At 65.5% G+C, this 21,070-nt stretch carries 17 protein-coding genes and 1 pseudogene; 10 read left to right on the top strand and 8 right to left on the bottom strand.

All coding sequences use genetic code 11. From position 1 onward, the window contains the following. Positions 1 to 2: 2 nt before the first annotated feature. The 3 genes from ABC728_RS05865 to mdcA are packed head-to-tail and all read right to left on the bottom strand — an operon-like array spanning position 3 to position 2,862. Entirely contained in the window at positions 3 to 884 is an 882-nt protein-coding gene (locus tag ABC728_RS05865; protein WP_416619193.1) for a biotin-independent malonate decarboxylase subunit beta, read from the bottom strand. Further along, positions 881 to 1,204, bottom strand: coding sequence for a malonate decarboxylase acyl carrier protein (gene mdcC / locus ABC728_RS05860; protein ID WP_416619194.1), 324 nt, complete (start codon positions 1,202 to 1,204; stop codon positions 881 to 883). Before mdcC ends, ABC728_RS05865 begins: the two co-directional genes overlap by 4 nt. Before the next feature lie 14 nt (positions 1,205 to 1,218). Further along, on the bottom strand, positions 1,219 to 2,862 hold the full coding sequence (mdcA, locus tag ABC728_RS05855; protein WP_416619195.1) for a malonate decarboxylase subunit alpha: 1,644 nt from the start codon (positions 2,860 to 2,862) through the stop codon (positions 1,219 to 1,221). A gap of 325 nt (positions 2,863 to 3,187) precedes the next feature. Here mdcA and ABC728_RS05850 point away from each other — a divergent pair, with 325 nt between their 5' ends. The 8 genes and pseudogenes from ABC728_RS05850 to ABC728_RS05815 all read left to right on the top strand — a co-directional run bounded on the left by ABC728_RS05850 (position 3,188) and on the right by ABC728_RS05815 (position 10,819). Then, the gene (locus tag ABC728_RS05850) at positions 3,188 to 5,371 is read left to right on the top strand and encodes a TonB-dependent siderophore receptor (protein WP_416619196.1); all 2,184 of its coding nucleotides are present in this window, start codon (positions 3,188 to 3,190) and stop codon (positions 5,369 to 5,371) included. Between the two features lie 102 nt (positions 5,372 to 5,473). Then, on the top strand, positions 5,474 to 5,686 hold the full coding sequence (locus ABC728_RS05845) for a ParD-like family protein (protein WP_416619197.1): 213 nt from the start codon (positions 5,474 to 5,476) through the stop codon (positions 5,684 to 5,686). Continuing rightward, positions 5,683 to 6,447 (top strand): type I methionyl aminopeptidase, encoded by a 765-nt coding sequence (gene map, locus ABC728_RS05840; protein ID WP_416619198.1) that lies wholly within the window; start codon positions 5,683 to 5,685, stop codon positions 6,445 to 6,447. The genes ABC728_RS05845 and map overlap by 4 nt, the downstream gene beginning before the upstream one ends. Positions 6,448 to 6,577: 130 nt before the next feature. Continuing rightward, positions 6,578 to 7,021: a hypothetical protein gene (locus ABC728_RS05835; RefSeq protein WP_416619199.1), complete on the top strand. Its 444-nt coding sequence runs from the start codon at positions 6,578 to 6,580 to the stop codon at positions 7,019 to 7,021. A gap of 391 nt (positions 7,022 to 7,412) precedes the next feature. Continuing rightward, a pseudogene (locus ABC728_RS05830) lies at positions 7,413 to 9,004 on the top strand (sigma-54-dependent transcriptional regulator). A 26-nt stretch (positions 9,005 to 9,030) separates the two neighbouring features. Beyond that, complete coding sequence (locus ABC728_RS05825) at positions 9,031 to 9,357, top strand: hypothetical protein (protein ID WP_416619201.1); 327 nt, start codon at positions 9,031 to 9,033, stop codon at positions 9,355 to 9,357. Between the two features lie 150 nt (positions 9,358 to 9,507). Further along, positions 9,508 to 9,663, top strand: coding sequence for a hypothetical protein (locus ABC728_RS05820; RefSeq protein WP_416619202.1), 156 nt, complete (start codon positions 9,508 to 9,510; stop codon positions 9,661 to 9,663). Between the two features lie 52 nt (positions 9,664 to 9,715). Next, a complete protein-coding gene (locus ABC728_RS05815; RefSeq protein ID WP_416619203.1) occupies positions 9,716 to 10,819 on the top strand; it encodes an alpha-hydroxy acid oxidase in 1,104 nt (367 codons plus the stop codon). Between the two features lie 36 nt (positions 10,820 to 10,855). Here the strand turns inward: ABC728_RS05815 and ABC728_RS05810 are convergent, their stop codons facing one another. After that, entirely contained in the window at positions 10,856 to 12,277 is a 1,422-nt protein-coding gene (locus ABC728_RS05810; RefSeq protein ID WP_416619204.1) for a short-chain fatty acyl-CoA regulator family protein, read from the bottom strand. 135 nt (positions 12,278 to 12,412) lie between these two features. Between ABC728_RS05810 and ABC728_RS05805 the strand changes: the two genes are divergently transcribed. Continuing rightward, positions 12,413 to 12,823 carry an acyl-CoA thioesterase gene (locus ABC728_RS05805; RefSeq protein WP_416619205.1) on the top strand — a complete coding sequence of 137 codons (411 nt, stop codon included), beginning with the start codon at positions 12,413 to 12,415 and terminating at the stop codon, positions 12,821 to 12,823. A gap of 20 nt (positions 12,824 to 12,843) precedes the next feature. Here the strand turns inward: ABC728_RS05805 and ABC728_RS05800 are convergent, their stop codons facing one another. Further along, positions 12,844 to 13,761 carry a LysR family transcriptional regulator gene (locus ABC728_RS05800; protein ID WP_416619206.1) on the bottom strand — a complete coding sequence of 306 codons (918 nt, stop codon included), beginning with the start codon at positions 13,759 to 13,761 and terminating at the stop codon, positions 12,844 to 12,846. 137 nt (positions 13,762 to 13,898) lie between these two features. On the opposite strand from ABC728_RS05800, the gene metE reads away from it, so the two are divergent. After that, positions 13,899 to 16,193, top strand: coding sequence for a 5-methyltetrahydropteroyltriglutamate--homocysteine S-methyltransferase (metE, locus tag ABC728_RS05795; protein ID WP_416619207.1), 2,295 nt, complete (start codon positions 13,899 to 13,901; stop codon positions 16,191 to 16,193). A 43-nt stretch (positions 16,194 to 16,236) separates the two neighbouring features. On the opposite strand, the gene ABC728_RS05790 is transcribed toward metE, so the two are convergent. The 3 genes from ABC728_RS05790 to acnD all read right to left on the bottom strand — a co-directional run bounded on the left by ABC728_RS05790 (position 16,237) and on the right by acnD (position 21,062). Then, complete coding sequence (locus tag ABC728_RS05790; RefSeq protein ID WP_416619208.1) at positions 16,237 to 17,097, bottom strand: isocitrate lyase/PEP mutase family protein; 861 nt, start codon at positions 17,095 to 17,097, stop codon at positions 16,237 to 16,239. Positions 17,098 to 17,226: 129 nt separating this feature from the next. Continuing rightward, the gene (prpF, locus tag ABC728_RS05785; protein WP_416619209.1) at positions 17,227 to 18,426 is read right to left on the bottom strand and encodes a 2-methylaconitate cis-trans isomerase PrpF; all 1,200 of its coding nucleotides are present in this window, start codon (positions 18,424 to 18,426) and stop codon (positions 17,227 to 17,229) included. Next, positions 18,426 to 21,062, bottom strand: a complete 2,637-nt coding sequence (acnD, locus tag ABC728_RS05780) for a Fe/S-dependent 2-methylisocitrate dehydratase AcnD (RefSeq protein WP_416619210.1) — start codon at positions 21,060 to 21,062, stop codon at positions 18,426 to 18,428. The genes prpF and acnD overlap by 1 nt, the downstream gene beginning before the upstream one ends. Positions 21,063 to 21,070 lie beyond the last annotated feature (8 nt).

Raw genomic sequence — 21,070 nt, 5'->3', positions numbered from 1 at the left:
CGTCACGCCCTCCGATCCTTCGTGACCGCCAGGAAGGCGGGGATTTCCAGCAGCGGAAGCCCGGCCGGGTTCTCGATACGAAGGGCCGCCCAGATGTCGGTGGCGTCGCGGCACGCCCCGAACCGTTCAAGCCGGCGGCCCAGCCTCTCCTGCTCCGCCTGCATCGCCGCCAGCGACAGGTCGGGCACCGCGGCATCGCGGATCAGGGCGATGGCGGCATCGCGGAAGGCGGCGATGACGTCGGGCACGATCGCCGCCGCCTCTCCCAGCAGATAACGGTGCTTGCCGCCGACCGTGCGCCAGACCAGCGCGCGGTCGCGGCTGTCGAACTCCTCCACCCCCATGGTGGTTTCGATCACTTCCGGGCCGGAAAGGCCCAGCCGCCCCTCCTCGCTCATCACGATGGCATCACACAGGCGGCTGGCGATGCCCATGCCGCCGAAACAGCCGAACTGGCCGCCATCCAGCACGAACACCGGAATGCCCGCGGCACGCACGGCCAGGATGGCGCGCATGATCTCCGACATGGCGATCAGGCCGGCATTCGCCTCATGCAGCCGCACCCCGCCGCTTTCCACCAGCAGCAGCACGGTGGCCGGCCTTTCGTCCAGCGCGCGTTCCAGCAAGCCGGTCAGCTTGGCGCCATGCACCTCGCCCACGGCACCGCCCATGAAGCCGCCCTCCTGTGCCGCGGCCAGCACCGGCCGGCCGTCCAGCAGGCCCTTGCCCACGATGACGCCGTCATCGAAGGCGGCCGGCGTGTCCAGCGCATGCAGATGCGGGCTGGATACGCGGGACGAGGGTGGCAGGATTTCACGGAAGCTTCCGGCATCTAGGACACCCCGCAACCGCTCCCGCGCGCTGGCCTCGTAATAACTGCTCATGGCGTTTCCCCCGCCTTGAAGGCGTCCATCGCCTGGTCCAGCCGCAGGCTGACCACCGCCGGCGTGGCACCGACATCATTGATCGAGATGTGCAGATCGGCCGGTTTATGGCGGGCGAAGAAATCATCCATCACCGCCTGCCAGATGGGGCGGAAGCCGACGGCGGCCGTGACCACCTCGATCCGGGCACCACCGGACAGGTCTGCGGCTTCAACCAGGATTTCCAGATTGCCGGAGCCGACAACGCCGACGAGGGCCGGCGGGCGGTTGCCGGCAGGGACGGGCCCGCCGTCGCGATAGTCGAAAACCAGGGTTTCCATGATACGGCTCCCCCTTACCAGTTGCGGAAACGCTTGGGCGGGTCGTAGAGCCCACCGGACGCGCGGACCAGATCCTTGACGGTGCGCGCCGCCAGCAGGTCGCGCGTCGCCTCGCGCTTGTCGATGCCAATATCCTCCGGCCGGCGGATGATGCCGCGGTCGCGCAAATTCTCCACCGCGCGGCGGTCCCGCGCCAGCCCCACGGGGGTATAGCCAGCCACGCCGCGGATCGCCTGCTCCCGCTCCTCCTCCCCCCGGCAGAGCAGCAGGTTCGCGATGCCTTCCTCCGTCACGATATGGCTGACATCCTCGCCATAGATCATCACCGGCGGCAGGTCCATGCCGGCGGTTTCGGCCAGTTCCCAGGCGTCCAGCGTATCCACGAAGGCCGGCTGCATATGTTCGCGGAAGGTCTCCACCATCTGCACGACCAGCTTCTGGCCGCGCGGCATCCGGCCGGAACCCGCGCGCGCCTGGCGCCCGGCCTTCAGCCAGGCCGGGCTGGCATGGCGACGGCCGCGCGCGTCGGCCCCCATGTTGGGGGCACCGCCGAAGCCCGCGATGCGGCCCAGCGTGGCCGTCGAACTGTTGCCGGCCAGATCGATCTGCAAGGTGGAGCCGATGAACAGGTCGCAGGCATAATGGCCCGCCGCCTGGCACAGTGCGCGGTTGGACCGCATCGACCCGTCGGGGCCTGTGAAGAACACATCCGGCCGGGCACGGATATATTCCTCCATCCCCAGTTCCGACCCGAAACTGTGGACCGACCGGACAAAGCCCGCCTCGATGGCCGGGATCAGGGCCGGATGGGGGTTCAAGGCCCAGTGCCGGCAAATCTTCCCTTTCAGGCCCAGACGCTCTGCATAGGTCGGCAGCAGCAGCTCGATGGCGGCGGTGTCGAAACCGATGCCGTGGTTCAGGCTGTTCACCTCATATTCCGCATAGATGCCTTTGATGACCATCATGGCCATCAGCACCTGGATTTCCGATATCTGGGCGGGATCACGGGTGAAAAGCGGCTCGATATAATGCGGGGTCGGGCTTTGGATGACGAAATCGACCCAATCGCCCGGAATGTCGACACGGGCCACCTTGTCCACCCGTTCGTTCACCTGGGCGATGACAATGCCGCGCTTGAAGGCGGTCGCCTCAACGATGACGGGCGTGTCCTCCGTATTGGGGCCGGTATAGAGGTTGCCGTCACCATCAGCCGCCTGCGCAGCCACCAGGCAGACGCGCGGCGTCAGGTCCGTGAAATAGCGGCCGAACAGTTCCAGATAGGTGTGGATGGCACCGATCGATAAACGCCCGCCGGCCAGCAATGCCGCCAGCCGCCCGGCCTGCGGACCGGAGAAGGAAAAGTCGAGCCTGGACGCAACACCACGTTCGAACACGTCCAGATGCTGCGGCAGGGCCAGCACCGACTGAACCATATGCAGATCGTGGACCCTGGCTGGGTCAAGGCCGGCCAGCACCCGGGCCAGGAAATCCGCCTGTTTCTGGTTGTTGCCCTCCAGGCAGACGCGATCACCCGGCTCCAGCACCGCCTCCAGCAGCGCCGCGGCATCGGCGGCTTCCACGCCCTTGCCGCGGACCAGCGGTGCTGCCCGCGCCAGGCGGGCATCGCGGTTGCGGCTGGCGGTATCCCATATGTGCATCTCATCCTCTTCCGGTCGGCCGATCGGCTTGGCGGGGCCCTTGCGCGGCGGGCGACAGACCAACCAGCCGGCTTTCAGCGGTGCATCATCCTTGCTGCCGACATGGAAGCACCATTCAGCCTGTTTTGTCGACAAAAAGTCTAATTTTAAGATCCATAAAATTCATAGATACAAGATTGGAGCCATATTGTTTTTATGGCGCGACCGTTCGCGGCTGGTATCCGGGTATGGGTTTCCGCATCGGCGCGGAACCCTGTTGATAAATGTTATAACGTTACATATGTTGTGCGGCGCATCATAAAGCCAACAAAGAACGGCAGCCCTCATGTCCCAGCACCTTCCGAACCCCGCCCGTTTCAACAGGGCGTCCATGACTTGTGCCCTGCTGGTCACCACCTGTCTGGCGCCGGCCGCCTGGGCACAGGATGGTGACGCGCCGATCAACCCCATCGTGGTGGAGGCGACCAAGCAGAGCTATGCTGCACGGTTGGTCACCATCGGCGGGAAGGAACCGGTGTCGGTGCTGGAAGTGCCCAATTCCATCAGCGTCATCACGCAGCAGCGCATCCAGGACCAGAATCTGGTGACGATGGTCGACGCCCTTGCGCAAGTGCCGGGGGTGCATGTCACCACCTGGGACGGGCTGATCGGACAGATCCGCTCACGCGGGTATCTTCTTGACGTCTCCTATGACGGCATTCCCGCCTACAATAGTGGGCAGGCCCAGGATTTCGACCTGATCGTCTATGAACAGATCGAAGTGCTGCGGGGCCCGGCCGGCATTTTCAAAGGGTCCGGACAGCCCGGCGGCACGGCCAATTTCGTGCGCAAGCGCGGGCTGGACAAGGCGGCAGCCAGTTTCGGCGCCTCGATCGGCACCTGGAACAATTACCGGGCGGAAATGGATATCGGCGGGCCCCTGACGGCCGATGGCCGGCTGCGGGCGCGCGTCACCGGCTCCTACCTCAACCGCGAATTCTTTACCGACCGCTCGCACGAGGAAAAAGTCGTCGCCTATGGCGTGCTGGATTACGACGTGACGGAGCGCACCACGGCCTCTGCCATGATCACCTATCAGGATGATCGGGGCGAGGCCATGAGCATGGGCCTGGCCAATTACCTCCTGGCCGGCCATCCGCTGCACAACCAGTTCATCGACGTTCCCCGGTCCACCAACCAATATCCGGACTGGAACCTGAACGTTTATGAAACCATCGAATATTCAGGCGATGTGCGGCACGTCTTCGCCAATGACTGGGTTGTCCGGTCCAAGCTGACCTATCGGGAACAGAACAAGATATTCACCGACGGGTACCCCACACCCGGCATCGGCCTGAACCCGGTGACCAACCGCTTTTCCAGCTATAACCGCCGCACCAATGACGGCACGACCGAGCGCACGGGCCTGGACCTCTATGCGTCGGGTCCGCTGAATCTGTTCGGGCGCAAACACACGCTGACCATGGGCTATAGCTGGGAACTCTATGATGTGGCCAGCGCCGGCGTGAACAATGTGCCCTATACCGGCACCCCGGCCGGCAGCGGCATCCCGCTGGAGGATGCGGCCAATGTGCCCCGCCCGGATTTCGTCTTCAATAACGGCAACCAGACGCGGGTCGACCAGAGCGGCTTTTATGGTCAGGGCCGGTTCGAACTGATCGACGGGCTGATCGCCGTGGCCGGGGCCAGGATCAGCGATTTCACCTCCAAAAGCCGGAACATCGCACCGCATCCCAGCCCCACGGATTTCACGCGCGGCGCCCATGCCTCCGGCGAGGTCACGCCCTATGGCGGGCTGGTCTATTATCTGCGCCCCAACATCACGCTCTATGGCAGCTATTCGGATATCTTCATTCCGCAGACAGCCATGAAATGGAACGCCAGCGGCGGTTCCCCGCTGAACCCGCGCGTCGGCAAGCAAGTCGAGGGCGGCGTCAAGGGGGCGTTCTTTAGTGAAGGGCTGCTGGCCTCGCTTGCCATCTATAATACACGCGACGTCAACCGGTCCTTCGCCGATCCCGACCATCCCGGCTTTTTCCTGGAACTGGGCGAGGTTGAGGTGGAAGGGCTGGATGCGGAGATCACCGGCCGCCCCTATCCGGGCGTGGACCTGTCCATCGGCTATTCCCTGATCCGCACCCGGCATGTGGAGAACTCCAACGCCGCGCTGGTCGGCCAAGCCTTCGACACCTGGGAGCCCAAGCACAGCCTGAAGCTGTTCGCCAAATATACGCCAGCGGCACCGGGCTGGAACCGCGGCTGGGCCGCGATCGGCGTACAGGCGCAAAGCACGCTGCTGGGCGGCGGGGTCAAGGATGTGCGCGAGCAGGAACCCTATGCCGTGGTCAGCCTTCACGGCGGATATGCCGTGACGGTGAACACCTCGCTGTCCCTGTCGGTCAACAACCTGTTCGACAAGGTCTACTACGCCCGCGTCGGCGGGCCCAACACCTACAACACCTTCGGCGACCCCCGGAACGTCACCCTGTCGATGCGGACACGGTTCTGAAGCCGCCCTCCCCCTGGACACCGCAGACCAGGGGGAATCCCGCCTTGGCATCACGGTACAAATCATATATGTTTCGTATATGAACCATAAGCGAGACATTCCATGGGCATCGTGAATATCGATGATGAACTGCACGACCAGCTACGCCGGGCCAGCAAGGTTTCGTGCCGGTCGATCAATGCGCAGGCGGCCTTCTGGATCAAGGTGGGCATGCTGTGCGAGACCAATCCCACGCTTGGCTTCAATGAGATCATGGCGCGGGAACTGGGTGCGGCGGGCGTTTCGGCGCCGTTGCTGGCGGTGGGCGAGGCATGACGAAGCAGCCCTGGGAACTGGCGTTGCTGGGGCAGTCGGGCCGGCTGCTCGCCTCTGTCTTCGCGCTGCTGGACCGGACGCCGCTGGCTGGTCGTTCGACCATGGAAATCAACGATATGGTCGAGCATTTCATCGTCCGCGACCTTCAGGCCCGGCCCGCCAGCAAGGGACAGTACGGCTATGGCTTCGTGCTGAACGCCTCGATCAATGATGTGGTGTGCCACGGCGTGCCGTCGCCGTCCGATGTGCTGCGGGACGGGGACATCGTCAATTTCGACATCACGCTGGAAAAGGACGGGTATATCGCGGATTCCAGCAAGACATATCTTGTCGGTGACGTGCCGCCCGCCACCCGCCGGCTGGTCCAGACCAGCTACGAGGCCCTGTGGATGGGGATCAGGGCGGTCAGGCCCGGGGCGCGGCTGGGGGATGTCGGCTGGGCCATCGAGCGGCATGCCAAACGGAACGGCTATTCCGTGGTAAGGGAATATTGCGGCCACGGCATCGGCCGGGAGATGCACGAAGAACCACAGGTCCTGCATTTCGGGAAACCAGGCACCGGCCTGGCACTGCGCGAAGGCATGGTCTTCACCATCGAGCCGATGATCAACCAGGGCCGGCGGCATGTGAGGACCGAGGATGACGGCTGGACGGTGGTCACACGGGACGGGTCGCTGTCCGCCCAGTTCGAGCATACCGTGGCGGTGACGGCATCCGGCGTGTCTGTGCTGACCCTACGCCCGGACGAGGCACCCCGGTAAGGCACACCCGGGGCGGGCGTGCCGGCCGGCTGCAGGGACATACGATTGATTACATTGATCTTGTTGCCGTGGGCGGCGCAATCGTTCAGGCTTGTGGCGTGCATATCCCGCAACCAGCACAGCCAGCCCGATGCATCACAGACAGATTCTGGATATTGCCCTGCGTGAACTGCCGGCCCACCGTGCCGCCTACCTTTCGCGCGTCGCCGATGCGCTGGGCCGCGACCCGGCGCTGGATGAACGGGGACATCTGGCCTATCCGGTGCTGGCGGCAGCGGCGACCGGGATAGAACCCGTACTGGAACCGGCCGACTGCGCGCGCCATATCGTCGGCTTCCTGCTGTCCCATGCGGAGGGCATTGCCCATACACTTTATTCGCCGGCCTATCTTCAGCAAGGGTCCGCCGCCATGACCCCCTGGGCCGACCGGCTGCGGGCCAACCTGTCCATCGCCATCATGGACGAGCTTGCCAGCGGCCGTCTGGTGCTGGACGAGCCCAAGGTCTGGCGTTTCGGCAGTGACGGGCGCGGCGACGCCCATTTCCCCTATGCCGAGGAGATCGAGGAAGGCTGACCCGGCGCGCAGGAACGGGGGAAGAAAAGAAGCCGGCATGGCCGCCGGGGCGCGGCAGCCATGCCGGAGTTCCCGCATTTCGCCCTGAACCGAAAAGTGGGCCCGGCCGCGGTGAACCGGAACGTCGGCGGGAACAGGGTCCGGCAATGGACAGTGCCCGCGGCGTCAACGATATCCGGCACAGGGCCGGTGGGGAGGATCACGAGAAATAGAAGCAATCGCCGGGCCACCCCCCATATCTATGGTTTCCGTCCGGAAATCGGCGGAAAAGCTGAAATACCTTCCCGCATGTCCGGCGAGCCGGCCCGGCGAACCATTGCATCATGCAAATTTCTTCTGCAATACGCATCGGCCTGTTGCAGAAGGCAATGACGCGGCCCATACTGGCGCCATGCCTGACCAACCGCCCCATATCCTGATCCTGGAACCGGCCCCGTCGCTGTCGCTGGCCTATGTCAACGCGCTGAAGCGCGACGGATACCGGATTTCCGTCGTGGACAGCGCGCGGGGCGCCCGCAGCGCCATCGCCGACCAGGCCATCGACCTGCTGCTGACCAACCTTCAAATTCCCGACATGCCGGGAACCGACCTGCTGCGTGCATTGGGGCAGGACGGACGCCTGCCGCGCACCATCGTGCTGACGGCGCTAGGGTCGGTGCAGGTGGCCGTCGATGCGATGCGGGCCGGGGCCGCCGACGTGCTGTTGCTGCCCGTGGGCACGGAACGGCTGCGCGGTGCCGTTTCCACGGTGCTGTCGGCGCCGGGTCCCGCCCATGCTCCCGCCCCCGCGGCCGCCCCACGCCGTACCGGAAAGCCCGTTGCCGCATCGCCGGAAGCGGCGGACCCGGACCAGTTCTATGGCTTCATCGGCGCGTCCCCGCCCATGAAGGCCGCCTACCGCCTGATCGAAGCCGCGGCCCCTTCCAAGGCCACGGTGTTCATCACCGGGGAAAGCGGCACGGGAAAGGAGGTCTGTGCGGAAGCCATCCACCGCCGCAGCCCCCGCGGCGACCGGCCCTTCATCGCCATCAACTGCGCGGCGATTCCGAAGGATCTGATGGAATTGGAAATCTTCGGCCATGTCCGGGGCGCCTTCACGGGGGCAAGCACCGACCATGCCGGTGCGGCGCTGCAGGCCGATGGCGGCACCCTGTTCCTGGACGAGATCGGGGAGATGGACCTTTCCCTGCAGGCCAAGCTGCTGCGGTTCCTGCAGACAGGCATGGTCAAGAAGGTGGGCAGCGAAAAGCTGGAGCCGGTGGATGTGCGCATCGTCTGCGCCACCAACCGCGACCCCTATGCCGAGGTGCAGGCGGGCCGTTTCCGGGAGGATTTGTTCTACCGCCTGCAGGTCATCTCCATCGAACTGCCGCCCCTGCGGGAGCGGGGGGACGACATCCTGTTGATCGCGCGGCATTTCCTGACCAAGTTCGGGCGGGAGGAGCGTAAGGAGTTCAAGGGATTCAGCCGGGATGCGGAGGAGATTCTGCGCACCTACAACTGGCCCGGCAATGTGCGGCAATTGTTGAATGTCGTGCGCAACGTGGTGGTGCTGAACGATGGGGAGGAGATCAAGCCCTTCATGTTCCCCCCACCTCTGAACAAGCCGACCATGATCGTGCCGCCCATCCTGCAGGACCCGCGCTGGGCCGCGGTGGCGGGCCCGCTGGCCAGCCAGATGGGGCAGGCTTTTCCGCATCTGGCCGCCCCGCCCTCGGGCCCGTTCGGGGGGCTGGGCATTCCGGGCGTGCCCATCCCCGGACTGGGCGCCGCCCCCCCTCCCCGACAGGGCCGCCGCCTGGCCGTGGCGAGGCCGGCTGGGCAGAGGATGAAGGCCGCATCCGCCCCCTCTGGATGGTGGAGGAGGAGGCGATCGAGCAGGCGATCCGGCTATGTCATGGCAACATCACGCGGGCTGCGGCTCTGCTGGAAATCAACCCCTGCACCATCTATCGTCGCCGACAGAAGAAGCGCGCCGGCTGACAGGCCCGAAAAAAGAAAGACACGCCATGATCACAGAGATCCGGCATATCATCTTCTCCAACGACGAACTGAAGCTGGTGTTCCAGACGGTGCCGCTGGAAGGCTTCGATCCCACGCGGCGCATCACCCGCGTCCAGGTCGTCGAGGGGCCGCCACCTTCCATCCGGATCCAGAGCGACGTGACGGGCCAGCCCGGCGCACGGGGAGAGCTGGAGGTGGAAAGCTACCAGCTTGCCCGCCTGATCGTCGCCTATTGCCGCGACAAGAAAATCCCGCTGCCCAAGGACGCGCTGAAGACCATTCACGCGCAGGGCGATGCACTTTGTTTTTCGATCATGAGCACGCTGGGGTGATGGGGACCGGCGAAGCGGCAGGGGCAGAACCCCCCGCAAGGGGGTTTGGTTTCGGGTCGCACTGGGCTATAATCCCCCATCAGACGGGAACCAACGATGGCCGGTGCCACGATGATTGACAGTTCAGCCGCATACGCCTCGGCGACAAACATGCTGCAGGCCCGCGGCCAGTTCCAGACCGAACAGGTGAAGCAGAGTTCCGATCAGGCCCAGCAGGCCGTCACCGCCCTGTTGGAGGGCGAGACCCAGGGTACCAGGGCGGCCCCCAGCGGGGGACGCGGGCAGATCGTTGATATCACGGCCTGATATTCGACCGGCCGTACCCGCCCCGCGTTCTGCCGCGTGAACGGCCGGAAAGATGACCGATCCCCTGCCCCCGCTGACCAGAATCCCGCCGCATGTCACGTGCCTGGCCGACTACGAGCCACTGGCGCATGAACGCATGACAGCAGCGGCCTGGGCCTATTTCGCGGGCGGGGCCGGCGATGAATGGACCCTGCGGGAGAATGTGGCCGCCTTCGCCCGCCTCCCCCTGCGATCGCGCGTGCTGCGTGACCTGTGCGGCGGCGGCACCCAAACCACGCTGTTCGGCACGGTGTTGCCCGCCCCCATCCTGCTGGCGCCCGTGGCCTTCCAGCGGATGCTGAACCCGGATGGCGAACTGGCCACGGTACTGGCGGCCGGCGCGCTGGACACCGCCGTGGTGGTCAGCACACAGGCCAGCACCCGGCTGGAGGACATCGCCGCGCAGGCGCAGGCGCCGCTCTGGTTCCAGCTCTATATCCAGCCCGACCGCGAATTCACGGCCGGCCTGATCCATCAGGCGGAAGCGGCGGGATACCGCGCACTGGTGGTGACGGTCGATGCGCCCGTCAACGGCCTGCGCAACCGTGAACAGCGCGCGGGCTTTGTGCTGCCACCCGGCATCGGCCCGGTGAACCTGCGGGGCCTGCGGCCGCCGCCACCCGGCCCGCCGGACGCCCTTCTGTTCGGCACGCCCCTGCTGGAACAGGCCCCGACCTGGGCCGATCTGGCCTGGCTGCGCGGGCTGACACGGCTGCCCATCCTGCTGAAAGGGATCACGGACCCCGATGACGCGCGACGCGCCGTGGATGCCGGGATGGACGGGGTGATCGTTTCCAATCATGGCGGCCGTGCGCTGGATGGCATGCCGGCCAGCATCGACCTGCTGCCCGCCGTGGCGGCCGCGGCCGGCCACGCCGTCCCGGTCCTGATGGATGGCGGCATCCGCCGGGGCGCCGATGTGCTGCGCGCCCTGGCGCTTGGCGCGCGGGCCGTGCTGATCGGGCGGCCCTATATCTTCGCCCTGGCCGCGGCGGGCGCCCCCGGTGTCGCCCATGTCATCCGCATCCTGCGGGCCGAGCTTGAACTGGCCATGGCGCTGACGGGGTGCCGCGACATTGCGGGGATCGACCGGTCCGTCCTGGCCGGAAAGGCATAGAGAACCTTGCGGGCAGGTCTTTAAAGCCCGCTGTCTTCAGCCTTCCGCCCGATAGGGGGCGAACCGTGCCACCGCTTCGTCCACGGCGAGGTGACGGCCGATGGCCGGGAAGGCGCGCTGGGCGCAATCCGTCCGCTCGCAGACCTTGCATCCGGCGCCGATGGGGGTGGCCGCATCCGGGTCGGACAAGTCCATGCCCTTCGTATAGACCAGTCGCCCCGCGTGGCGGATATCGCAGCCCAGACCGATGGCGAACTGCTTTGCCGGTTCACCATAGCCGCCCGCGCCGTGGCTGACCGTGCGTGCCACCCACAGATATTGCCGCCCATCCGGCATCAGTGCCCGCTGGGTCAGGATGCGGCCCGGCTGGGCGAACGCCTCATACACGTTCCACAGCGGACAGGAGCCGCCGACGCGCGAGAAATGAAAATCCGTGGCCGATTGGCGTTTGGAGATGTTGCCCGCCCGGTCCACCCGGACGAAGAAAAAGGGCACACCCCGGGCATCGGGCTTTTGCAGGGTGGAAAGCCGGTGGCAGACGGTCTCGAATCCCACACCGAACTGCCGTTCCAGCCGCTCGATATCGTAACGCAGGCTCTCCGCGGCGGCCAGGAACGGCTGATAGGGAAGGATGACGGCACCGGCGAAATAGTTTGCAAGCCCGATGCGGGCCAGCCGCCGCGCCTCCTCACCCGAGAAGTCGGCCTGGGCGGTCAGCCGGTCCAATTCTTCCCCCTGTTCCAGGAACGCCACCTGCGTGGCCATGTGGAAGGCCCGCTGTCCCGCCGTGAGGTCGGCGGAAAGATGAAGCGTCCGGCTGGCCCGGTCATAGCGGCGGGAAGTCCGGCCGCCCTCCGTGCCACTCTCCGCAACCACGACCCGGACATCATGCCGCCGGGAAAGATGCGCCATCAGACCGGGCGCCATGTTGCCGATGATCAGGTTGGACCCACGGTGCAGTGTCGACGCCGCCAGGTCCAGCGGTTCGACATGGTTATGACGGGCATAGAAGAAATCCCGCACCTCCTCGAACGGCATCAGCGGTTTCGGCGTCGCCTGCCATTCCTCCCCCAGCCGGGCGGACACCTGTTCCAGGCGTCCCGATGCCTCCCGGTAACGACGATGCAGGGACAGCAGCGCCCGGCCGACGGAAGGCATGCTGGATGCCAGTTCCTTCAGTTCGGCCAGCGCCACGCCGTCAGCCACCCCAGCCTCGGTCAGCGCCTCCCGCATGTCGGCGACCAGCCGGGCCTCCTCGTCCTCGGAGAAAAGCTGCACATCGACGCCGAAGACCGCGTTGATCTTCAGCAGGACGGGCACTGTCAATGGCCGCAGGTTCTGCTCCAACTGGTTCAGGTAGCTGGGCGAAAGCGCCAAGGCACGGGCCAGCGCAGCCTGACTGAGCCCCTTTTCCTCCCGCAACCGGCGCAGCCGGACCCCGACAAACTGCTTGCGCATGATCTTACCATTCACAACGTTCACATGTTTGCAGGGAACCCTGCACAAACATTCACTAATTCAGCCATTCTACGGCCGATTATTTGCAAATATTGAGAATGCCGTCGTGAATGGCAAGTGGATTGGAGGGATGGCATGCCGGTAATCGGGACGATGACGGAAAAGCAGCCGGCACAAGCCGGTACCCTGCTGATGGAAACCGTCCTGGCCGGCGGCACGGACGGGCGGGATGACCTGCTGTCCGGTGGCGACGCCCTTCGGCTGATGGGCTGGGCCGCCCAGGTCGCCGCCGGGCGCCACACCAACGGTCGCGTGATGATGATGGCGGCGGATGAAGTCCGCTTCCATCGGCCGGTGCCCATCGGCCACCGGCTGGAACTGATGGCCCGCCTTGTCCATATGCGCGGCACCATGATGACCATCCTGGTGGATGGCATGATGCAGCCACCGGCGGGCGGACCACGCGCGCTGGTGCTGAGCGGCTATTTCCAGATGCTGGCCATCGATGATGCCGAGCGGCCGCGGCACGATCATTCGGCAATGTAATCATACAGAACGTGACCGGGTCACGCCATTTGCATACCGGTCACGGCGTCTCGATGGCTCAATGCCAGGTCGACAAAGGCGCGCAGATAGTCGATCCCGGCATCCGCCTCCCGATAGCCGAGGAAAATCTGCTTGGCGACACCATCCGGGCCAAGACGCACGGGATGAACCCCGAACCTGGGGCCCAACTCGGCCACCATCCAACGCGGCAACGCCGCCACGCCGCGCCCATGCGCGACCATCAGCAGCATGATGTCGGTCGTTTCGATCTCCTTGTGCTGGCGGGGACGGACACCGGACGGCGTCAGGAACCGGGTATAGATGTCCAGCCGATCGGTTGGCACCGGATAGGTGATCAGCACCTCGTCGGCCACCTGCTGCGCCTCCACATGGTCCGCATGCCGCAACCGGTGTTCCGGCCCCACCACCAGCACCTGCTCGTAATCGAAGACCGGTTCGAACCGCAAACCCGGCTTGAACAGCGGGTCCGGGGTCACAAGCAGGTCGATATCGTAGCCGAACAGCGCGCCGATGCCGCCGAACTGGACCTTTTGCCGGACATCCACATCCACCCGCGGCCAGGCATCCAGATAGGGCGCAACGATCTTCAGAAGCCACTGGTAGCAGGGATGGCATTCCATGCCGATCCGCATGTTTCCCCGTTCCCCCTTGGCGAACTGGCGCAGCCGTTCCTCCGCATGGGTCAGTTGGGGCAGCAGACGGTTGGCCACGGCCAGCAGCCACTCCCCGGCCTGTGTGGGCCGCAGGCTGCGCCCCTCCCGGTGCCACACGGCCACCCCGATCTGTTCCTCCAGCTTGCGGATCGAATGGCTCAGGGCCGACTGCGTCAGGTTCAGCCGGCCGGCCGCCGCCGTCAGCGACCCGTGCCGGTCCACCTCGCGGATGATGGACAGATGGATGCGTTCCAGGATCGCCATGCCGACCTCATGTATGAGCCAGCCTCATTGATAAATGAAATCATACCATTTTTCTTCATGGAACATGCCTCTTAAGGTCCCAGTCGTTTCCTCAACGCCCGTTCACGACCCCCGTTCACGACCCCAAGGCAAGGACCATGGCAACGACAACCCACAATCTCGGCTTTCCCCGCATCGGTGCCCGCCGCGAACTGAAATTTGCGCTGGAAGCCTATTGGAAGGGGCTCTGTCCCCGCGAGGACCTGCTGCGGACGGGCAGCGAACTGCGCGCCCGCCATTGGGGAGAGCAGCAGGCCCTGGATCTTGTGCCGGTCGGCGACTTCGCCTTCTATGACCAGGTGCTGGACATGAGCTTCACGCTGGGTAACCTGCCGGCACGTGTGCGGGATTTCCACGGCCATCCGCTGGACAATTACTTCCGCGTGGCGCGGGGCCGCTCGCAGGCCACCGGCGGGGAGGGCGGCTGCTGCGGCGGTGTCACGGCCGGCGAGATGACGAAATGGTTCGACACCAACTATCATTACATCGTTCCGGAATTCGATACCGATACCCGCTTCGAGCCCGACCCCTCCCGCCTGCTGGAACAGCTTGCCGAGGCGCAGGCGCAAGGTGTGCGGGCCAAGCCGGTGATCATCGGCCCCGTGACCTATCTGGCCATCGGCAAGGCCAAGGACGGGTGCGACCGGCTGGACCTGCTGCCCCGTCTGTTGCCGGCTTATGCCGAACTGCTGGCGACCCTCGCCGCCCGGGGCGTGGAATGGGTGCAGGTGGATGAGCCGATCCTGGTCACCGAACTGGCGCCGGAATGGCGCGATGCCTTCACACGGACCTATGAGACGCTGAAGGACAGCGGGGTAAAGCTGCTGCTGGCCACTTATTTCGGCCCGTTGCGGGAGAATCTGGACCTTGTCACGGCCCTGCCCGTCCATGGCATCCACCTGGATGCCATCAATGCCAGGGACGAGGTGGATGCGCTGATCCGCACGGCACCGGCCGGTTGTGTGATCTCGCTGGGCGTCGTCAATGGCCGCAACATCTGGAAGACCGACCTGGAGGCCGTGCTGGACTGGCTGGAGCCGGTTGCGGCGCGGCTGGGCGAGCGGCTGTGGATCGCCCCTTCCTGTTCCCTGCTGCACGTGCCGGTGGATCTGGAGGGAGAGCGCAAGCTGGACCCCGAAATCAGGTCGTGGCTGGCCTTCGCCATCCAGAAACTGGCGGAAATCAACGTGCTGGCCCAGGCCCTGGCGCAGGGGCGCGCCGCCGTGGCCGACGAACTGGCCGCCAACCGCGCCGCCATCGACGCCCGCCGCAACAGCCGCCGCGTCAACAACCCGGCCGTACAGGCGGCCCTGGCCCATATCGATGCCGGATCGGGCCATCGCCGCAGCCCGTTTGCGGCGCGCGCAGCCTTGCAGGCGGCGCGCCTGGACCTGCCCCGCTTTCCCACCACCACCATCGGTTCCTTCCCCCAGACGCGGGAAATCCGGCTGGCCCGCAGCCAGTTCAAGGCCGGCGGCATCGACGAGGCTGCCTACCTGCTTGCCATGCAGGCGGAAATCGGCCGTGCCGTGCGCGAGCAGGAAGCCCTGGGCCTGGATGTGCTGGTGCATGGCGAAGCCGAGCGCAACGACATGGTGGAATATTTCGGTGAACAGTTGGAAGGCTATGCCTTCAGCCAGGGCGGCTGGGTACAATCATATGGCTCGCGCTGTGTGAAGCCTCCGATCCTGTTCGGTGACATCAGCCGGCCGAAACCCATGACGGTGGACTGGATCACCTACGCCGCATCCCTGACGGACAAGCCCATGAAGGGCATGCTGACCGGTCCGGTGACCATCCTGAACTGGTCCTTCGTGCGCGATGACCAGCCGCGGTCCGCCTCCTGCCTGCAACTGGCGCTGGCCATCCGGGAGGAGGTTCTGGACCTGGAGAGGGCCGGTATCCGCATCATCCAGATCGATGAGGCGGCCCTGCGCGAAGGGCTGCCCCTGCGCCGGGCGCAATGGGCCGATTATCTGGGCTGGGCCGTGGAAAGCTTCCGGATCGCAGCCAATGGTGTGGCGGATGAAACCCAGATCCACACCCATATGTGCTATTCGGAGTTCAATGACATCATCGCGTCGATCGCCGACATGGATGCCGATGTGATCACCATCGAAACCTCCCGGTCGGACATGGAACTGCTGGATGCGTTCGATGATTTCGCCTATCCCAACCAGATCGGCCCCGGCGTCTATGACATCCATTCGCCCAACATCCCGACGCAAGGGCATATCGTGAAGCTGATGCGGAAGGCGGCGGAGCGTATTCCCGCCGACCGGCTATGGGTGAACCCCGATTGCGGCCTGAAGACACGCACCTGGGAGGAGGTCCTTCCCGCCCTGGCCAGCATGGTTGCCGCCGCCCGGACCCTGCGCGCCGGCGTCCCCTGATCCCAGGTCCCGGTGACCGGGTACGGTCACCGGAACGGGGTCATCAGCTATACCGCTTGTCCAGCGCGTCCCATGCGGGCTTGCCGACCAGACGCTGGCGTTCGGTGAAGGGGGTGACGAGGCCGCTGGTCTCCTTCACCTCCTTCTCGTCGCGCAGAACCGTCAATGCCTTCTGCATGCCCATCACCGCGCCCTGAAGGGCCGCATTGGCATAGAGCACGATGCCATAGCCCAGATCGGCCAGTTCCGTGGCATTGAAGATCGGGGTCTTGCCGCCGATCACCATGTTCATCAATTGCGGCCGGTCCAGCCGCCGGGGCAGGGCGCGTATCTCATCGGCCGTGGTCACCGCCTCCACGAAAAGGATATCGGCCCCGGCCTCCGCGAACCGCTGCGCGCGCTCCACCGCGGCCTCGAACCCATGGACGGCGGCGGCGTCAGTGCGGGCCATGATCAGCAGGTCGGGATCGCGCCTTGCATCGACGGCGGCCTTGATCTTGGACACCGCCTCCTCGGTGGAGATGACATCCTTGCCGTTGAAATGGCCACACCGCTTGGGCGCCACCTGATCTTCGAGCTGGATGCAGTCGGCACCCGCGCGTTCCAGCGTGCGGACCGTGTGATAGACGTTCAGCGCGTTGCCGAAACCCGTGTCGGCATCCACCAGCAGCGGCACCTCCACGGTATCGCGGATGCGGGCCGTGTGGTCGGCGATCTCCGCCAGACCCATGAAGCCCTGATCCGGCATGCCGAACCACATATTGGTGACGCCGGCACCGGTGACATAGATGGCCTCGAACCCCAGATCCTCCACCACCTTGGCGGAAAGCGCATTGAACGCGCCGGGCATGATCACGCCACGGCGGGCTTCGACCAGGGCTTTGAGCTGTTTGCGGGTAGACATGGGCTTTCCTTAAATCTTGAGAGAGGTTTTCGAGGAACCGAAAACCTCTCCGGCGGCGACTGCCGCCGCGCCGCACGTGCGGCGTGAAGCCAAGCCGCGGATGCGGCGCCGGCACTTGAGGAACACGAACTAAAAACTGTCGGCGGGCACGCGGACCCAGCCTTCCATCAGGATGCGGGCACTGCGGCTCATCACGGCCTTGGTGACCTGCCACCGGCCATCGACCAGGGCTGCCTGGGCCCCGACGCGCAGGGTTCCGGACGGGTGACCGAAGCGCACGGCATCGCGCGTGCCGCCCCCGGCCGCCAGATTGACCAGCGTGCCGGGAATGGATGCGGCCGTGGCAATGGCGACTGACGCCGTGCCCATCATGGCATGGTGAAGTTTGCCCATGGACAGGGCACGGACCAGCAGATCGATCTCCCCGGCCCTCACGGGGGTGCCGCTGGAGGCGGTGTAATCGGCGGGGGGGGCCACGAAGGCGATCTTGGGCGTGTGCTGGCGCCGGGCAGCCCCGTCCATATCCGCAATCAGGCCCATGCGCATCGCACCGATGGCGCGCAGCGTTTCCAGCCGGGCCAGGGCGGCGGGGTCCTCATTGATGGCGCCCTGCGGTTCCGTGCCGTGATAACCGATTTCAGCGGCATTCACGAAGATGGTTGGAATGCCGGCATTGATCAGCGTCGCCCGCAGCCTTCCTCCCGGCACGATACTGTCCGGCACCTCCAGCACATCCACCGGATTGCCGGTGGGGAACATCGCGCCGCTCCCCTCCCCCGCCTCCGCCGGGTCCAGGAATTCCAGCACGATTTCCGCCGCGGGAAAGGTCACGCCATCCAGGTCGAAATCCCCGGTTTCCTGCACCTGGCCGCCGGTGACGGGGACATGGGCGATGATGGTCTTGCCGATATTGGCCTGCCAGATGCGTACCGTGCAGGTGCCGTTTTCCGGCACAAGGGCCGGGTCGATCAGCCCGGCCTGGATGGCAAAGGCACCGGCCGCCGTGGACAGGTTGCCGCAATTGCCCGACCAGTCGACGAAATCGCTGTCGATGGCGACCTGACCATAGAGATAGTCAACATCATGGCCGGGTTTGCTGCTCCTGGACAGGATCACGCATTTGCTGGTGCTGGACGTGGCGCCCCCCATGCCGTCGATCTGCTTGCCATAGGGGTCGGGGCTGCCGATGACCCGCTGGAACAGCCGGTCCCGCGCCAGCCCCGGCACGCGACAAGTCTCGGGCAGGTCTTCCAGACGGAAGAAAACACCTTTGCTGGTGCCGCCGCGCATATAGGTGGCGGGAATGCGGATTTGCGGTGCGGGCGCCATCAGACCGCTTCCTTCTGCGGATTTTGCAAGGCCAGGAAATCCTGGGCGAAGCGCTGCAGCACGCCGCCCGCCTCATAGATCGACACTTCCTCCTCTGTGTCCAGGCGGCAGGTGACAGGCACCTGCACCCGCTCTCCGTTGCGGCGGCGGATGATCAGGGTCAGATCGGCACGGGGGTGACGATCCCCCGCCACGTCATAGGTTTCCGTGCCGTCCAGGGCCAGTGTCAGGCGCGTCGTGCCCGGTTTGAATTCCAGCGGCAGGACACCCATGCCGATCAGGTTGGTGCGATGGATGCGCTCGAACCCTTCCGCCACGATGGCTTCCACCCCCGCCAGCCGCACGCCCTTGGCGGCCCAGTCGCGACTGGACCCCTGGCCGTAATCGGCCCCGGCGATGATGATCAGGGGACGACGGCGGTCCAGATAGGCCTCAATCGCCTCCCACATCCGCATCACCTTGCCGTCGGGTTCCAGCCGGGTCAGCGATCCTTTCTGCACCACCCCGTCGACCACAGCCATCTCGTTGATCAGTTGCGGGTTGGCGAAGGTGGCACGCATGGCGGTCAGATGGTCACCGCGATGGGTGGCATAGGAATTGAAATCCTCCTCCGGCACGCCCATCCGCGTCAGGTACTCGCCTGCCGCCGAATTGGCCAGGATGGCGTTGGACGGCGACAGGTGGTCGGTCGTGATATTATCGGGAAGGATGGCCAGCGGCCGCATGTCCTTCAGCGTGCGGGGATTGGCCGCCAGCGCCCCCACCCCCTCGGTATCCCAATAAGGCGGGCGGCGGATATAGGTGGATTGCGGGCGCCAGTCATATAGCGGGCTGACCGGCCGCGCCCGGCCGCGCCCGGCACCGAACATCGGTTCATAGACCCGGCGGAACTGTTCCGGCTTCACGCTGGCCGCGACGATCTCATCGATCTCCGCGTCGGTGGGCCACAAATCCTTCAGGGTGACGGGATTGCCCTGCGGATCGGTACCCAGCACATCCCGTTCGATATCGAACCGCACGGTACCCGCGATGGCATAGGCCACGACCAGCGGCGGGGAAGCCAGGAAGGCCTGTTTGGCATAGGGATGGATGCGGCCGTCGAAATTGCGGTTGCCCGACAGCACAGCGGCCGCATAAAGGTCGCGCTCGATAATCTCCCGCTGGATGGCGGGGTCCAGGGCGCCGGACATGCCGTTGCAGGTGGTGCAGGCATAGGCGACGATGCCGAAGCCCAGCTTTTCCAGTTCCGCCAGCAGCCCCGCCTCTTCCAGATACAGCCGCGCCACCTTCGACCCCGGCGCGAAGGAACTTTTCACCCAGGGCTTGCGGACCAGCCCCAGCGCATTGGCCTTCTTCGCCAGCAGGCCGGCAGCCACGACGTTGCGCGGGTTGGAGGTGTTGGTGCAACTGGTGATGGCGGCGATGATCACGGCCCCGTCGGGCAGCAGCCCGGCGCTTTCCTGGTCACGCGCCTGGTCCAGGCCGACGGCGATCCCCCGCTCGGCCAGGGCACTGGTCGGAAGCTGCCTGTGCGGGTTGGAGGGCCCGGCCATGGTGCGCACCACACCGGACAGATCGAAAGACAGCACCCGCTCATACGCGGCCGTCTTCAGATCATCGGCCCACAGGCCCAGCGTCCTGGCATAGGTTTCGACCAAGGCCACCTGCGCCGGCTCGCGCCCCGTCAGGCGCAGGTAATCGATGGTCTGCCGGTCGATATGGAACATCGCGGCGGTGGCGCCATATTCGGGGCACATGTTGGAAATGGTGGCCCGGTCGCCGATGGACAGGATATCGGCCCCTTCCCCGAAGAATTCCAGCCAGGCGCCGACCACCCGTTCCGTGCGCAGGAACGCCGTCAGGGACAGCACGATATCCGTGGCGGTGATACCCGGCGACGGCCTGCCCGTCAGGCGCACCCCGACAATGTCGGGCAACCGCATCATGGATGCCCGGCCTAGCATCACCGTTTCCGCCTCCAGCCCGCCCACCCCAATCGCAATGACGCCGAGCGCATCGACATGCGGCGTATGGCTGTCTGTGCCGACGCAGGTGTCGGGGAAGGCAACACCGTCACGCACCTGGATGACGGGGGACATCTTCTCCAGATTGATCTGGTGCATGATCCCGTTGCCGGCCGGAATCACATCGACATTCTCAAAGGCGCGTCTGGTCCATTCGATGAAATGGAACCGGTCCTCGTTGCGGCGATCCTCCACGGCGCGGTTCTTCTCGAACGCCTGCGGGTCGAAACCCGCATATTCGACGGCCAGCGAATGATCGACGATCAACTGTGTCGGCACCACCGGGTTGACCCTGGCCGGGTCACCGCCCTGATCCGCGATGGCATCACGCAGCCCGGCCAGATCGACCAGGGCCGTCTGGCCCAATATGTCGTGGCAGACGACACGGGCCGGATACCAGGGGAAATCCAGGTCGCGCCGCCGTTCCACCAACTGGCGCAGCGCATCGGGCAGCAGGGCCGTGTCGCAGCGGCGCACCAACTGTTCGGCCAGCACGCGGGATACATAGGGCAGGCCGGCCCAGGCGCCGGGGCGGATGGCATCGACGGCGGCGGGCGCGTCGAAATAATCGTGCGGCGTGCCGGGCAGCCGCTTACGGTAGGCGTTGTTCATGGCGTAGC

The organism is Niveispirillum fermenti, from assembly GCF_052474395.1.
The sequence above is the reverse complement of the archived record's forward strand: the minus strand, read 5'-3'. Positions and strand labels throughout refer to the sequence as shown.